Genomic DNA, 16,991 nt, shown 5'->3' on the forward strand with positions numbered 1-16,991 from the left:
TAAAATAGTTTTAATTTAACCTAGTTGGGTGCAATTATTTTAAACACATAGAAACATAGATTTTGTATACTCAAAAAGGAGGCGTTTCACTTGTTTGAAACCAACATAGCTCTCTATGTAAAAGAAATGCATTTCTTTTTTTAATAAAGTCTATGTTTCTATGTGTTTTCTATGTGTTCAATGAAAAATTTATAAATTACACCCAACGCATTTAATTCAATAATAAAGATACAAAGGAGACTAGACTAAGATGTACGTAATTTCAGTAAGAAGTTACAGAATTCACAGCTACTAACTATTAAAGTGTGGATGGGAATACAGCAAAGGGGATATTTTTAGGATTTTTTAATTGAGGTATAAGATTATACCCGTTATAAAAAAAACAAATCTTCAAAAAATAAAAAATAGTACTTTTATTGATTCTCTTTAAAAAAAGAAGAAATCGAATTGCTAGAATTAACACTATTTTCATATCAAGATTTAAAATTTTCAATACTAAAATTATGCAAAAACAAATCAAATCATCAATAACTAAAGTTGTGACAGAAAGCTATACATTGCTTTATGCGCTGCTATTTTGCTTGATTTCTTTTAATGGTAAAGCCCAGCAGACTGAAAAAAAAATGTTGTCCGGTGATAGTGGTGAAGACACTATTAAATGGGATTTCTTTTGTACAGCAGGGCGAAACAGCGGACAATGGACAAAAATCAAGGTGCCTTCTTGTTGGGAATTAGAAGGATTTGGTGCATACAATTATGGATATGAGAAAGTCAAATCTTCAGAAAAAGGACTATATAGAACTTCTTTTACTATTCCAGAGTCCTGGAAAGACAAGCGTGTTTTTATAGTATTCGATGGTTCTATGACAGATACTAAAATAACGGTAAACAATAAACAAGCGGGAGCTGTTCATCAGGGAGCTTTTTATCGTTTTAAACGCGAGATAACAGATCTAATTACAACAAAATCTGATAATAAATTAGAAGTTGAAGTTAGTAAAATGTCATCCAATAAAAGTGTTAACGAAGCAGAACGTGATGCTGATTTTTGGGTTTTTGGAGGTATTTACAGACCTGTCTATTTAGAAGCTGTTCCAAAAACCTTCATAGAATATTCAGGTATTAATGCTAAACATGATGGCTCCTTTAATTTAGAATTATTTTTAGATAAAGAAATTGCTAATACAAAAACTAAGGTTGAAATTTTTGAAACAAAATCTGGAAAAAAAGTAGCTGAATTTGAATCTGTATTAAAAGAAAAAAGCAAAAAACTAACCGCTGTTTCTTCAATATCAGATATTAAACCATGGTCGGCAGAATCTCCTGATTTATACGATGCAATTATAACTGTTAGTCACAATGGTAACATATTACATTCTATTACTGAACGTTTCGGATTTCGTACGATAGAAGTCCGGCCAAGAGACGGTGTTTATATTAATAATAAAAAAATAAAATTTAAAGGTGTAAATCGTCATTGCTTTTGGCCAAATACTGGTCGTACTGTTAGTAAAGAGCAAAGTTTACAGGATATAATGCTGATAAAAGAAATGAATATGAACGCTGTTCGTATGTCCCATTATCCACCTGATAAACATTTTTTAGAACTTTGTGACTCATTGGGTTTATATATAATAGACGAACTTTGCGCATGGCAGGAACCTCCTTACGATACGCCGGTAGGGACAATTCTTGTCAATGAAATGCTTAAAAGAGATTTGAATAACCCGTCAGTCATTTTTTGGGCAAATGGCAATGAGGGTGGATTTAATTTTGATCTGGATCCGTTATTCAAAAAGTTAGATATTCAAAAACGACCTGTACTGCATCCATGGGGACTACATGACGATATTAATACCGTACATTATATCACCTATAATTCAGGGATAAAAAATATGTTCAATGGTCGTGATATTTTCATGCCTACTGAAAACTTACACGGACTTTATGATGGAGGGCATGGTGCTGGTTTAGATGATTACTGGAATCTAATGTTATCCAATCCGCTTTCTGCCGGAATGTTTTTATGGGATTTCGCGGATGAAGGTGTGGTACGAACCGATAAAAACAACATTTTAGATACTGATAAGGCTTCAGGTGCTGATGGAATAGTTGGGCCCTATCGCGAAAAAGAAGGCAGTTTTTATACTGTTAAAGAAATATGGTCTCCTATAGCTGTCGAAAAGAAATATATAACCCCATCATGGGATGGCAAATTTACCATCGAAAACCGTTACGATTTTACCAACACAAACAGCTGCAGTTTTTCTTATACTCTTAAAAAAATTAAATCTTTGGATGGAGATAATGAAGAACTGAAAGGAAAAATAGATGCTCCAAATATTGTGCCTGGAGGCAAAGGAGAACTTAAATTATCACTACCGACTAACTGGAAAGATTTCGATGTTTTGTACCTTACAGCTACTGATTTTAATGGAAAAGAACTCTTTACATGGAGCTCCGAGTTAAATTCACCTGCCTTTTTTACAGATAGAGTTCTGAACAGTCAATCATCTCAAAATGGAGCAGTAATCAAAACCGAAAATGACTCCCACTTTATACTGTCAGCATCAAACATTACCGTAAAAATCAACAAAAAAACTGCTATGCTCGATGAAGTAAAAAATGCAGATGGAATAATACCTCTTTCTAATGGCCCAGTATTTATTACAGATCAAGAACTAAAATGTGAAAAAGTTTCTATTCGTTCTTCTAACGGAACCTATAGTATAGATGCCACATATGTATCCCCGAAGGGAAAAACCCCTTATCAATTTACCTGGACTATGCAAAAAGACGGGATATTAGAATTAGATTACAATTACAAACCATTGGATAAAATTAAGATGTGTGGAATAACATTTAATTTTCCAGAAAAAGACATTACAGGAGCAAAAATATTTGCAAACGGTCCATACAGGGTATATAATAACAGACTGAAAGGGGGCACACTAAATATATGGGATAAAACCTATAACGATGCCATAACGGGAGAGGTATGGAATTATCCTGAATTCAAGGGATATTATTCTTTATTCTATGGAATGAAGCTACTGTGTCCTACGCCTTTTGAAGTATATTGTGCATCAGAAGATGTTACTTTACATTTATTTACACCTACTGTTCAACGTGAGTTTGATATTAAAAAGAATTACACCAATCCCCCCTACCCATCGGGTAACATATCGTTTATGGATGCCATACCTGCTGTGGGGACAAAATTTGAGACAGCAGAAAATTACGGTCCACAATCTCAGTTACATCAATTTAAAAATTATAGCGGAACACCGAATATGATTAATAAAATCTATTTCAAGTTTAATAAGTAGTCACTCCTTTAAAAAGGGTTAATGTGCTCTTAAAAAAGATGTTATTACAGTTTATCAAAATTCTGCTTTCAATTGAAAAATGAATACTGTTGTTTGTTTTAATTTGTACAGATTTGTACTTTTTTTATAATTCATAACCTGTAATTCCAAGTAAAAACTGGGCTATTAATTTCTGCGTTGGTAAATAAAATTCTAAAGTAACTTTACAATAATACCATTTATATAGAGAAGTCTAATTATTTTTTATCAGATCGAGCGTAATCGAGATTCAATAGTTGTTCTCGACTGCGCTCGAGCTGACAATAAGAACATTTTATAATTACAAATGGTATAAATTGTAACTTATATATTCTAAACAAAAAACACTTGCAAAAAGGTTCTTGCAAGTGTTTTTTGTTTAGAATAATTATACCATCACTTAAGACAATACATTAAGTTACCTTAAAATTATTTTACGCTAACACGCCATATTGCTTTAGCAGCATCATCGGTTACTAATAAGGAACCACCTGATAATACAGCTACATCAACTGGGCGCCCATAGACTCTTTTACTTTTAGCATCTGCAATAAAACCTGTTAAAAAATTTCTGATTTAGCCGAATTTATACCATCTTTAAACGGTATAAAAAAAATGGTTTCATAATTGCAGTCTGTAACATTTTTTAAATATCAATTTTAAAAATAACCAATGATTCGCATCCACAATCCACCAATTACCATATAGATAAGCAACATAATAATTCCAGTTATCAGACCTTTTACCCACCAGCTTTTTAAGTCAACATATCCGCTACCAAAAAAAACGGGAGCTGGTCCGTGCCCATAATGTGTTAATGTTCCATATAAAGAACCTACAAAACCAAGCATAAAAGCCAGCAGTAATCCTGGAATTCCCAGTGAAATACCAACACCTAACAAAGCCGCATACATTGCAGCCACATGTGCTGTTGCGCTCGCAAAAAGGTAATGGCTAAAAAAGTATACTAAAATAATAATAGGAAAAGCCATTTGCCAACTTAAACCTCCTATTTGCGCTTTTACCAGATTACTAAACCAACCAATAAAACCAAGTTCATTAAGTGAGCTTGCCATCATAACTAAAACAGAAAACCACACGATTGTATCCCAAGCCCCTTTTTCGGCTTTGACATCTTCCCAAGTTAAAACTGAAGTCAGTAATAACACAACCAAACCAATAAAGGCCGTTGTAGTCGCATCTATTGAAAACAAATCTCCAGTTATCCAAAGAAATAACAGGATAAAGAAAGTCATCAGCATGAGCCATTCATTTCTTGAAATTGGTCCCATTTCTTTAAGTTTTTGACTAGCAATTTGTGGAGCATCTCCTGTTTTTTTGAGTTCAGGAGGGTAGATTTTGTATAATACAAAAGGAATCACAAAAAAAGAAACCAAACCGGGAACAATAGCTGCTGTAAACCAGGACATCCACGAAATTTTAATGCCCAAATTGAGTGCAAATTTTTGACACATTGGATTACTCGCCGTTCCTGTTAAGAACATTGAAGATGCAATCAAGTTCATATTGTAACTATTCAATGTTAAAAATGCACCTAGTTTTCTATGGGTTTCAGGCTGATCTGGCATGGAACCAAAGCTCATTGACATTGATTTCATAATTGGGTAAATAATTCCTCCACCTCGTGCTGTATTGCTAGGTACGGCTGGTGCCAGAACTAAATCTGCTAAACCTAAACCATAGGCTAATCCCAGTGAACTTTTACCAAAAATTTTGATAAAAAGGAAAGCTATTCTATTTCCTAATCCCGTTTTAATGAAACCTCTCGCAATGAAAAATGAAATCCCAATCAACCAGATTACTTTATCACCAAAGCCTTTCAAAGCAAGAGTAATAGATTTCCCTGCTTCTCCTGGAGCCAAAACTTGTGTAAAAGCAATCAATGCGATCGCAATCATACACATTGTTCCCATTGGAGCAGCTTTAAGAATAATTCCGAGAATAGTAGCTACAAAAATTGCAAACAAATGCCAAGCTTCAATTACAACACCTTGCGGAGCAGGAATAAACCAGATTATAAGTCCAACAACAAGTGTAATAATGGTTTGTGTAATTTTTACTTCTTTCATAAGAAAAGGAATTATGTTAAATTAAAGTCGGAGTTGAAACTGGATTAAGAATAAGTTATCATCATAAGATGAAGTATCAGGAATATTTTTGTCAAATTGATCTATTTCAAATCCCATTTCAATTCGCCCTGTATATGCCTTACCAAATTCCAGACTCACCATTGGAATACAAGTTTGTCTAAGATTGGAATCAATTTTATAACTCGAATCAAATCTTTCGTATCGACATGAAAATTCTAAAGCGGTTAATTTTTTATAATCTACCATATATCTCAAATTAGGCAAAAAATAAACACCTCGCATTTGATAATCTGCAACATTTGGAGTTCTTGAAGCAACAGGCAAAGAATAATATAAATTATGATTTGTTCCTTGTTTGTATTCAATTTGCAGATCAAAACTAAATCTATCGTTAAGTTTAAAATCACTTGTAATATCTGCACCTACTGCAAATACATCTTCTTTGAAAACTTTCCCGATACCACCATTCAAACCTAAATTAATTTTGTGTTCTTTTGATAACTGAAATACCCATCGGGTAGAAAATTGTTTGCCGTTGTCTTTATCCATTTCCTGATCTTTTCCATTTCCATTCAAAATAGAAAAAGCATAATTTACTGGGATTTTTCCAATATCTAAAGCTCCAGTTGCAGAAGCACCAATTTGAAAACTCGTCCAGCCATTTTTTCCGAATTCATAGTATTGATTCGAGAAATCAAACGATTTAATGATATCAACAGGAACAAGCTCTTCAATACCAAAAGCGGGTCTGAATTGACCTGCGGTTAAAGCAATATATTTATTAAAGGTGTATTTTCCATATGCATTTTCAAGAACTTTGCCCTTAGGATCAGATTTAAAATCGGCTAAATTGACCAAGATTACAACTTCGGTAGCTTCGCTTAATTTGGTATTAAGACCAACACGCATTCTTTTAATATCAAATGAACTTTGAGTTACATTACCTGTCGAATGATGAACACCCAAAACATCAACATTATCTCCAAAACTTTCGAGATATCTTACCTGCAAAAGACCTTTAAATTGAAATTGTGGATATTTTACGGTACTTTCGGGTGTGTCGGTTTGAACTGCTGAGGTATTTTGTGCTTCTGTTAAAAGAGGTAATAGAAAAAACGCTACAAACAGTATTAAAGGTATACGTCTACATCTCATAAATAAAAAATTAAGTTTTTATTATAAATCTTAAACTAATGGCAAGAAAAAATAAAAATGATGCAATAACCTATTTATCAACTCAATAAGCAAGAACTAAAATAAGAAAAAAAACAATGAGTTGTAGAAAAAATTGCATTAAATAAAATTAAATTATACCTAATAAAAATATAATATAACACAAAACTTCTCTCTTTTTATGAGAATTTAAAAAATAAAAAAAACACTTGTAAAAACGTTTTTACAAGTGTTTTTTTGTTTTAATAATTTATATTATTACTTAGAACAATACATTAAGTTACCCTAAATTATTTTGCGCTAACCCGCCATATTGTTTTAGCAGCATCATCGGTTACTAATAAAGAACCATCCGCCAAAACTGCTACATCAACCGGACGTCCATACACTCTTTTCTTTTCAGCATCGGCAATAAAACCTGTTAAAAAATCTTCTGGTTTACCCGACGGTTTACCATCTTTAAACGGTATAAAAACAACTTTATAGCCTGACAATTCTGATCTGTTCCATGATCCGTGTTGCCCTATAAACATTCCATTACGATATTTTTTAGGGAAAGATTTAGCACGATAAAATGTAAGTCCAAGTGATGCAGTATGTGACCCCAGTGCAATATCTGGCACTATGGCTTTACTAACCAAATCAGGTCTTGCCCCTTTATGACGTGGATCCTCGTGTTGTCCGAAGTAAGAGTAGGGCCATCCATAAAAACCACCATCTTTTACACTGGTTGTATAATCGGGTACCAAGTCATCTCCCAATTCATCACGTTCGTTTACGGCTGTCCATAGTGTTTTAGTTCCTGGCGCCCAGTCCATACCGTTAGGGTTACGAAGACCACTGGCGTAGATACGTTCTCCAGTACCATCTGGATTAATTTCCAAAATATTGGCTCGTTTATATTCAGATTCAATACCGCGTTCTGCCACATTGCTTTCTGAACCTACAGTAACATAGATTTTTGTTCCTTCCTGATTAGCAATTATATTACGTGTCCAATGATTATTGTAACCACCCGATGGGAGATCTAGTATCTTTTCATACTTCCCAGTATTGGTCGTGTCTTTCTCATTATATGGAAATCGCAATAGTTGATCTGTATTGGCTACATAAAAATAATTATTAAGAACTAACATTCCGAAAGGCTGGTTAAGGTTTGCCAAATAAGAATATTTACTTTCATAAACTCCGTCTTTATCTTTATCTCTAAAAAGCGTAATACGGTTAGCGCTACCAAAATTCTGGGATTTGGACGCAAAAAATTCATCCTTTTCATCGCTGCGTTTGGATTTTGGTATCCTTGTACCTGATTCTGCCACGAATACGTCCCCATTTTTTGCAACATATAACCAACGTGGGTTCTCTAGTTTTTCAGCAAATTTTGTTACTGTAAAACCTTTTGGGGCAACAGGTTTTTGTCCGTCTTTCCAACCTATCACTTTACTAAAAGCTTTATTCGATTTTGTAGCATACGGTTCAGGTAATTCGACATTATCTTTATATACCTGTGCTTGTACTGTATTATTGGTAGTGAAAAGTATAACTGCTGGCAAAAAACAGCTTACTTTTAAATAGTTATAGAATTTCATTTTTTTTATTTTATAGTAAATAGTGTTTTATTGTCACAAAAAACGCATTACAATTTACAGAAATTAAGTGATTTTTTCTCTTATTTTAATATCAAAAGATAACCTACTACCAGTTCAGTTTAACAAGCGCTACCGCTTGGCGTTCCAGTTGTACTGGTACTATTACCTTACCTGATGCTATTTTTATTTTTTTAGTGCTGATGCATTTTAGTTTCCCTGATTTTTCGAGTGTGTCAATTTGCTGAGGTGTAGGTTCTTTTGGAGAGCCCATTTTTTTCCAAACTTCATACGAGTTGCTATTTTCCTTATCAATCACATAAATCGCAAGGGTCGCTTTTTTTGCAGGAATGTTGTCTATAGTTAAACTTGCCGTTTCAGTAATTCCAGGTTTATCATCATCGTGATAATTCCAAACCATAACCGCTGCTGATTTTGTATCTTTTGTTGCCAAAGCTCCAATATCCGACTTTTCTCCGCGAACGCTAGATTTAATTACTTCTTGTAAAGGGTACATACGATTACTTTCGGCTGCTATGCGTGTACCAGTCATCATTCCAAACATCCTAAAAACATTCAATACCGGTTTGTCAACACCATTCGTTGCAAGATCACGAAAGCCATAAAACCAAGGCTGATTTTCAAACTCAAACGACCATGATACAGCTCCAAGAAAATTAACCTTCGTCTCATCTGCCAATAAATATTTTCTAGCAAAACTTGCAGCTGTATAACTGGAATACATTGTCCCATTACGGTAAGCATTCTCTGGATTAGTAGCCATACCACAAGCCGCACAACCTTCTGGATCTGACTCCCCTATTATAAGAGGAAGGTTTTTAGTTTCAGGATACGACATCGCCATCTTGAATCCAGTTTGTATGTCATTAAGTTGTGGCGCCATATTCATTTTCACAGCTCCGTCAACTAATTTAGGTGAACCTTTGGCATGGAAAAGTATAGCATCCATTGGAGAACCTATTTTACCTGTAGCATAATTAGTTCCGCTGATACAATGTTTAATAAAATCATTTGTCCATTCCTGAGCTCCTTTGCCTTTGGTACCTGCTATATTAATACCTCCTATTTTTGCAGTAGGCAATGCTCTTTTTAATCCATCAGCAGCATAATCATACAATTTATAAAATTCTTCTCTTGTACCTTTCCAGTAATGACCGTTAGGTTCATTCCAAACCTCCCAATACCAACTTTCTACTTCTTTTTGCCCATAACGTGCTACTGAATGTTTTACCCATTCGTACACCAGATTACGCCATTTATCATAATCTTTAGGAGGATATGCCCAACCAGTGATAATATCTGTATAAGGATCGCCTGGTTTCCAATAATGTCTGTAAGGTGCAGGATGCGTTGAGAGTGCTTCGGGCATAAATCCAATTTGTGCCAACGGCTTCATTCCACGCGATATGTAGGTATCAAAAATGCTATCTATAATTTTCCAATTGTATATCGGATTACCATTAGCATCTTCAGTATAGGCATTCGTTGATCCCCACTTTAATGCTGCAACTCCATCTCCACTTACCAATAAGCTATGCGTACGCACATATACCGGCACAGGACTTAAGGCAGCAATTTCGCTAAGAAGTTTTTTACCATCCTTCATGTAGGTATAATTAGGCTCATCGTAGCCAAACCATGCCCAAACAGGTTTCATTGGTGCAATTTCTTTGGCCAGATCTACTTTAATTTCGGGAGTTTGAGCAAGTAATGCGGTGGCTGAATAGAAGAATAAAATAATAGCCAAGAAGCGCTTTAATAGTTTATGCATAAGTTGGTTAGTTACATGCGGAATCTCCGCAAAGGTTATGATAATATATTTTGTTTACTTTTATTCAACAAAGTTGATAAAAAATAATTATATAACATTATAATCAGTATCTTTATTTTAAAATTTATTTTAACGAAAAAACAATTGGCTTATTTAATTAGCTTTTATTTGCGTCGAAAATGAGTTTACACAAACTATTTGAACATTTGTACTTTGGAAAACGAAAAAATAAACACTAAAACAAACCCAAGTAATAGCCTTGAGGTAGGCGAAAGAATACGAATACTGCGCATAAACCAAAATCGGACGCTACAGGAAGTGGCGGACAGTTGTGGTCTATCTAAAAGTATGATTTCAAAAATAGAAAATAACAAAACAATACCCTCAGTAGCAACGCTGGTAAAAATAGCCAGCACATTGGGCACTACAATTTCTGGTTTATTGGAGCAGGATGGTTGGGACAAAGCCATTGTTACCAGCCGTAAAGAAGCGGTTGAAAAACTGGTTATGACCGAAAAAGGATATTTGATATTTCCATATGCTTCCGAATATCATGAAAAAAAGATGCAGCCTTTTTTGTTTGTAGCCCGAAAGGGAGAAGTTATTCCGCATCAATTATCGCACGAAGGGGAAGAATTTGTTTTTGTTGTAGAAGGTACTATGAAAATGCAGATTGGCGATACCGAGTACATTCTTAAAACTGGTGATAGCCTCTATTTTAATGCCCTGCAAAAACATGGTATAATCCCCGTTACAGACGAAGTAACTTATATTGATATTTTTGTTTAAAATAATAAAATGATTTTTTAGGCTGCCATTTCAGGCTATTCACTACAAGTCCGCGGTCATTGCCCAAAAAAACATAAACCCAAAACGAGCTTCCGTTGGTCGCTGTTTTGGGTTTTGTTTTTTAAGGGGGCTGACCTTGCGGGCTTTCCGTTGCTATCCTGGGCAGAAAGTAGAAATAACAACTAAAAGTAATTCCAATCATATTATAAATCTCTTATCCCCTACTTTTTATTAGGATGAACTTCTGCCTCAAAAGGAGATGCTGGTAAATTTTCTTTGTTATATAAGTTCGCTCCCTCAGGATTATTTGCCCAAGCGTACCTCACTTTTTCAGGATTTTGAATAGCCTCACTCGAAACCACAACTTTATTTCCTTCAATAGCAGCCTCAGCCCAAACAAACTTGCCATCACTACCAGCAATTGCAAATCCTTTTAAAGCAGTTCCTCCCTTAGCTATTAAACCTTTCTCAGCATCAGAAAAACTTAAAATGAGTTTATTACCTTGTAAAGCCATTGATTTAAAAAGAGGTCCAGAAGCAATTAAATTATTTTCGCCATAGACTAACTTTTCTGCTTGTAGAGCCAATCTTTTACCCACATCATATTTATTTAAAGGATGAATATCATTCCATTCCCCTAAATCTATCGTTACGGCCATTCCAGTATTAGGAACTCTCAAAGTGTTTGTTTGCTGTTGCCTTAAAGCCGCCCAATCACTTTCGACAGGTTTTGGGTTTGATTCCATATAATTAGCGAGTTGCACAAATAAAAACGGCAACTTCTCCTGATGCCATTGCGCTCTCCAAGTCGCAATTAAAGTTTCCATCAAAGCTAAATATTCAGACGGCTTTTTAGTATTTGATTCTCCTTGGTACCATAAAACTCCTTTGACTGGATAGTTTTTTAAAGGAGCTATCATCGCATTGTACAAACCCACAGGTTTCCATCTCACAAAAGTTTGCCCCGGTAATGGAAGCATCGTTGCGCCCAATTTATATTTCCATAATCCTTTTAAATCAATAATATCGTTTACAAAAGTAAGTTCATAGGGTTTATCGATTACAAAACCACCTTTTCCACTGTTATTTATAACTCGGATGGCAATTTCATTTTTACCTTCTTTTAATATATTAGCGTTAAAGGTATAAATCCTTGGCGGATACAGATAAGAAGTAGTACCCACAAAATGTCCGTTTACATAGACTGAATCAGCATCTACAATTCGTCCTAAAACTAATTTTGCTTCACTAGCATTTACTTTAGATACATTAAATTCTTTTCTAAACCAAACTGCTCCATTCACATTCCCAAGTTCATTATCTGCCCAATAACCCGGAACCTTCATGGTTTTCCAATCCGAATCTTCTAGCTCTGGTGCTGACCATTTATTTTTTAATCCGATATCGATAGTATTCAATAATTGATACCAATTACTACTCACCTTTCGATCGTTTTCATCAATCTTTTTCTCTAATGTTCCGTCTTTGTATTTTAGATATTCCTGATAATATTCTGGGAATTTTTTAATCCCCTCTTCATTAATCCAAGACTCAGCAGGCGAACCACCCAAAGCGGTATTTATTAATCCTATTGGAATTTTATATTTATTGTAGATTTCATTAGCAAAAAAATACCCTACCCCCGAAAATTGCAAAACACTAACAGGGTTTGCTGAAATCCATTCGCCAGAGGCAAAATCTAATTTTTCCTTTTCAAAAAAATACTGATCAGGCACTAAAAACTGTCTGATATTTGGATTATTTGCTTTTGCGATAACATCATTGTATTTGTATTTCAAACGCTCCATTGGAAGTTCCATATTCGATTGTCCGGAACAAAGCCAAACATCTCCAAAAAGAATGTTTTTTAGTACAATTGTATTACTGGCTTTTAAAGTCATTTCATAAGGACCGCCTGCTTTTTGTGAAGGCAACACAATCATCCATTTTCCATCTTCAGCAGTGATTGCTGTGTATGTTTTATGATTAAAATCAAGTTCCACTTTTTCTTTTGGCGATGCCCAACCCCAAATATTGACCTTAACATCACGTTGTAAAATCATTCCATCACTTATTAAGCGAGGTAATTTTATTTGAGAATAGAGACTTACACATAAAAATAGTGCAACAAACAATGTTATTTTTTTCATTTGATTTTCTTTATTTTATTGTTCTTCTATAGAAATTCAACTATTCGTAAGTATATAATTTTAGCTTTTGAATTTCAAAATCACCAACAGAAATCCTAAGATGTCTTCCCTGATGTGTTTGATCTCCGTTAAAATGACGGATTGTTTTCCAAACCCCGTTTTCAAATCTACCTTGATCTACTTTTAAAATTCCGGCGTTTAAATCATTATTTTTTAATGGTTTAAAAGTTACCACAATTCCAGAACCTGCTATATAAAATTCGTCGGGTGTAATTTCTATGATAATGGCACTCGACATTGGCCAAACAGCTTCTTTGGCACCATCAGACCAATTTAAAGTATAATCGTGTTTAAAAGTAAACTCGTAATTGCCTAATGTAATAATTTGTACTGAATTTTCTTTATCCAAAAGTACACCATCAATCTTTCCAAGTCCTTTATATTGCTCGATAACGGGAGTTAATTGCTTTACCAAATCATATATTTTCCCCAAAGGTTCTTTTTTGGCATCAGTAACAGATTCGATAGAAAAAGGCGAAAAACCAACAGCTTCATAATGCCCAATGGCATACAATCCTTTGAATGGCGCTGTAGCATCAAACTTATGTTCTGGTATAAATAACGGATCTCCCTGACGGGTAAACAAATCATTCCATTGCTTGAAATTAGGATTATAAAAATCTGGTGCTAGAAAATCTATTGCCTTTCCTGCAGCTTTCCAAACATCCATTACATGTGGCAAAGGACCTGCACTTGGATATTCACCAGGTTTTTTTCCAGGAGCATTTAAAGCTGCATTTACAAACATTGGTATTGCATAACTGTCTTTCCCTGCTTTAGCCACTTTATCAGTAAACTTTGCAAAAAACCAAGCCATAAAAATTTCATCAGTCTGTAATCCTTTACCAAAAACTTCTTCCCAAGTTCCAGAAGTTTTAAAACCATTTTTTTTCCATAGTTCTAAAAATTCAGGTACTAGTTTTTCTTTATTCTTTTGCATGTACTGCACTAATTCATTTGGTACTTCTTTTTTAAAAGCTTCATTAGCAAATGGATGATAATCTCTCGCTGTTGGTAACATTCCGATTTCATTCTCCACCTGAATCATGATAACCGTTTGATCTTTTTGATCAAAAGCCTTAATATGCTTCATTAATTTTTGAAAAGCATTCAAATCTGCCTGCAAATTATTATCGCTAAAAGGCGTTAAAATCTCATGGCTTTTATTTTTATCATCTTTTACCCTCGGGTATTTTTTCTGATTTAATTTTACCCATGCTGGAGCGTGACTTGACATACTGTTTTTCCATGATCCGAACCATAGAAAAACTAATTTAAGGTTTTCTTTTCTGGCTTTAAGAATCAAATCATCTACTAACGAAAAATCAAATTTACCTTCCTCCTGTTCAATAAGTTCCCAATAAATTGGCGTTAAAACGGTATTAAGATTCATATCGGTCAGTTTTGACCAAATGGGTTCCATACTTTCCATGCTAGTGGCAGAGGAATTACCTAACTCACCGCCTCGTATAATAAATGGTTTACCATTAACTATTAATTGGGTTTTATTCCCCTTCTTTTGAAGGCTTGGCATTGTATTTTGGCAAAAACCAAATTGAGTCACCAATACTATTACCAAAAGAAATTTGTAGTTTATACAATTAAACATCCTGTTTATTTAATATTAAAAAATAGCGTCGAAAAAGGTAAGAAAAAAATAATCCATAGTATAAACCCTTTATGAATTTGTACTATGGATTATTAATCAACTAAAATATTTAAAAACTTTATTTAATGATAATGTCTCCTGTAAAATCTTTACTTATGTCTTTTCCTGCTAAACCATCAGCAACACCTTTGTATGCATGTTTGCGTTTGTAGTTAGCATCCCATACGTTTGGAGATTCATTTGGTAACCAATTTACGTGTTCCTCTTTTTTATCTGAAATACCCCAAATCGTAATTCCGTATTGCTGCGCTTTAGGAACATACTTATTATAAGAATCAATTACAAATTGATACATTGCAGACTGATCTGCTAATTGCACTAAAGTTGGTGTGGCAGTTCCCAATCTTACATCCAGTTCTGAAATTTTTATCAATTTACCAGTGGCTGCCATTTTTTGGAACATTTGAACAATTTTGTCTTTATCTGTAGTTAATGAAATGTGCATTTGTGTACCAATACCATCTACCGTAGCTCCTTTACTTTCAATGTATTTCACATAGTCAATTAATCCATCACATTTAGGTAAACTTGCCTCTAAATTGTAATCATTGATAAACAATTTATCAGTAGGATTTCCATATTGACGAGCTAATTTGAAAGCCGTTACAGCATAATCTTTACCAAGATATTTTACCCAATAAAACTCATCGGAAGCCAATGTCGTTACATTACCATCACGCAAACTACCGCCTTCTTTCATTGGCTCGTTTACCACATCCCAAGCCTTAACATCATTTTTATAGTGACTAACCATTTTAGAAATCCAGTCAGTCATTGCATTTCCAATTAGGGTAGCTTTTTCTGAATCTGGTTTATCGATAGTTACTGAAGGTGTACCTGTACCTCCACCAGTTGCAACTCCATCAGACACCACTACGTTATCAATGAAATAAGTCCCTGCAAAGCCACCTAAATCAAAATTGAAACCATTTTCAGCTCCAGAAGCATTAATTTTCCATTCAACTAATTTCCATGTTGGTGAAGTCGTTTGGTCACCTTGATATTTAGCACTTCCTCCTGAAGTCACTGTTGTTGAACAACGAACTGAACCAGAAGCGAGTGATTTAATCATAAAAGAAATTGTATAATCCTTACCCGCTGTTAAAGTAGAAGTAAAATTAGCATGAATCTGAGTTTTATATTGCGTTGTAGCATCAGTAAACGTATTGATTACTTTCATAGCGCCATTTCCTTCATAAGCTTCTGCTGCGGTTGCAAGACTATATACATTTCCTCCTGATGTTGGATTGTATTGTGACCATCCGCTGATATCGGTATTAAACTTACCATTAGTAACCAAATTTGTAACTAATGGTGCAGCATCTAAATCAACTACTGCCACAGTATTAGCATCAATATAATAGGTTACATTAGGCAAATAACCTAAATCAAAATTAAATGCAAATGTTGAGGAACCTACTTTAGTATTATTAATAGTAAACTTTACTTGTTGCCATAGTGATGTTGTTGCAAAAGCTTCTGTAAAAGTACCTCCAGTAGCATACCAATCTGCATAAGGATATTGATTCGTTACATTAGCATCAAAAGAAATACGTCCTTTACCTGCTTGATCAGATTTGATAAAAAATGAAATTTCATATCTATGTCCACTCACCGCTGGTATGGCTGGAGAAGTCAATTGCAAATTATACGGTTGTGAAGAGGTCGCACTAGAAACTAGCTTAATAGCTTTGGAAGTACTTGTTAATCCAGCTCCATCGACAGCTGTAATTCCTGCGCCAGGATTGTTTCTTGCCCAACCGCTAAAAGATCCATCATTCAAACCTGTTATGCTTACAGTATTTGGACCGCTAGAACCTGGAATAATAGTTGGAGCAATTAAACTGTTTAAATAACTCGCATTTTGATTGGAGTGCCAAACCAAGGTATGCCCAAAAACAGACAACCCAGCCTCTTTTGTTTTGGCAATAAAAGCATCTACTTTAGTAAAGTTAATAGCTCCATTGGCAGCTACCATTGGAGCATGTTTCATTGCATACCCAACTGTAACCTCATGAAAATTTTCGTTTACGATCTTACGATAATCAGCATCATTCATATACTCGTCCAGTCCTATTCCAGCCCCAAGTTTGAAAGTAGTATATTTTTTAAGAGGTTCGTATCTGCCGATTTTTTCAGCTAGTTCCAGAGGAAGTTCTGCTGATGTCACCTCGCCATGATCAGGATCTGTTCCCCATTCCATCATATTATCATCACAAGATGAAAAAAGCATGCAGGATAATGCAATTGCCGGTAATATTTTAATGTATTTCATTTTATTATTTTATTTTCATTAAACAAATTGCTTATTACT

The 16,991-nt window shown here is 34.5% G+C and carries 9 protein-coding genes; 2 read left to right on the forward strand and 7 right to left on the reverse strand.

Annotated elements, in window-relative coordinates; genetic code table 11:
* Positions 1 to 503 precede the first annotated feature (503 nt).
* The gene (locus ACUN3A_RS00520; protein WP_445549392.1) at positions 504 to 3,329 is read left to right on the forward strand and encodes a glycoside hydrolase family 2 TIM barrel-domain containing protein; all 2,826 of its coding nucleotides are present in this window, start codon (positions 504 to 506) and stop codon (positions 3,327 to 3,329) included.
* Positions 3,330 to 4,006: 677 nt separating this feature from the next.
* Here ACUN3A_RS00520 and ACUN3A_RS00525 read toward each other — a convergent pair.
* From ACUN3A_RS00525 to ACUN3A_RS00540, 4 genes are all read right to left on the reverse strand, one after another.
* Positions 4,007 to 5,437: an anion permease gene (locus tag ACUN3A_RS00525; protein ID WP_445549393.1), complete on the reverse strand. Its 1,431-nt coding sequence runs from the start codon at positions 5,435 to 5,437 to the stop codon at positions 4,007 to 4,009.
* Between the two features lie 21 nt (positions 5,438 to 5,458).
* Positions 5,459 to 6,613: a porin gene (locus tag ACUN3A_RS00530; RefSeq protein ID WP_445549394.1), complete on the reverse strand. Its 1,155-nt coding sequence runs from the start codon at positions 6,611 to 6,613 to the stop codon at positions 5,459 to 5,461.
* 308 nt (positions 6,614 to 6,921) lie between these two features.
* Positions 6,922 to 8,220 (reverse strand): PQQ-dependent sugar dehydrogenase, encoded by a 1,299-nt coding sequence (locus tag ACUN3A_RS00535; RefSeq protein ID WP_445549395.1) that lies wholly within the window; start codon positions 8,218 to 8,220, stop codon positions 6,922 to 6,924.
* 106 nt (positions 8,221 to 8,326) lie between these two features.
* Positions 8,327 to 10,009 (reverse strand): GH39 family glycosyl hydrolase, encoded by a 1,683-nt coding sequence (locus ACUN3A_RS00540; RefSeq protein WP_445549396.1) that lies wholly within the window; start codon positions 10,007 to 10,009, stop codon positions 8,327 to 8,329.
* Between the two features lie 213 nt (positions 10,010 to 10,222).
* On the opposite strand from ACUN3A_RS00540, the gene ACUN3A_RS00545 reads away from it, so the two are divergent.
* On the forward strand, positions 10,223 to 10,798 hold the full coding sequence (locus tag ACUN3A_RS00545; protein WP_445549397.1) for a helix-turn-helix domain-containing protein: 576 nt from the start codon (positions 10,223 to 10,225) through the stop codon (positions 10,796 to 10,798).
* 221 nt (positions 10,799 to 11,019) lie between these two features.
* Here ACUN3A_RS00545 and ACUN3A_RS00550 read toward each other — a convergent pair whose 3' ends face one another.
* The 3 genes from ACUN3A_RS00550 to ACUN3A_RS00560 all read right to left on the reverse strand — a co-directional run bounded on the left by ACUN3A_RS00550 (position 11,020) and on the right by ACUN3A_RS00560 (position 16,952).
* The gene (locus ACUN3A_RS00550; RefSeq protein ID WP_445549398.1) at positions 11,020 to 12,948 is read right to left on the reverse strand and encodes a sialate O-acetylesterase; all 1,929 of its coding nucleotides are present in this window, start codon (positions 12,946 to 12,948) and stop codon (positions 11,020 to 11,022) included.
* 40 nt (positions 12,949 to 12,988) lie between these two features.
* Positions 12,989 to 14,617: a GH35 family beta-galactosidase gene (locus tag ACUN3A_RS00555; RefSeq protein ID WP_445549399.1), complete on the reverse strand. Its 1,629-nt coding sequence runs from the start codon at positions 14,615 to 14,617 to the stop codon at positions 12,989 to 12,991.
* Positions 14,618 to 14,735: 118 nt separating this feature from the next.
* The gene (locus ACUN3A_RS00560; protein ID WP_445549400.1) at positions 14,736 to 16,952 is read right to left on the reverse strand and encodes an endo-1,4-beta-xylanase; all 2,217 of its coding nucleotides are present in this window, start codon (positions 16,950 to 16,952) and stop codon (positions 14,736 to 14,738) included.
* Positions 16,953 to 16,991 lie beyond the last annotated feature (39 nt).

The organism is Flavobacterium sp. WC2509, assembly GCF_052683105.1.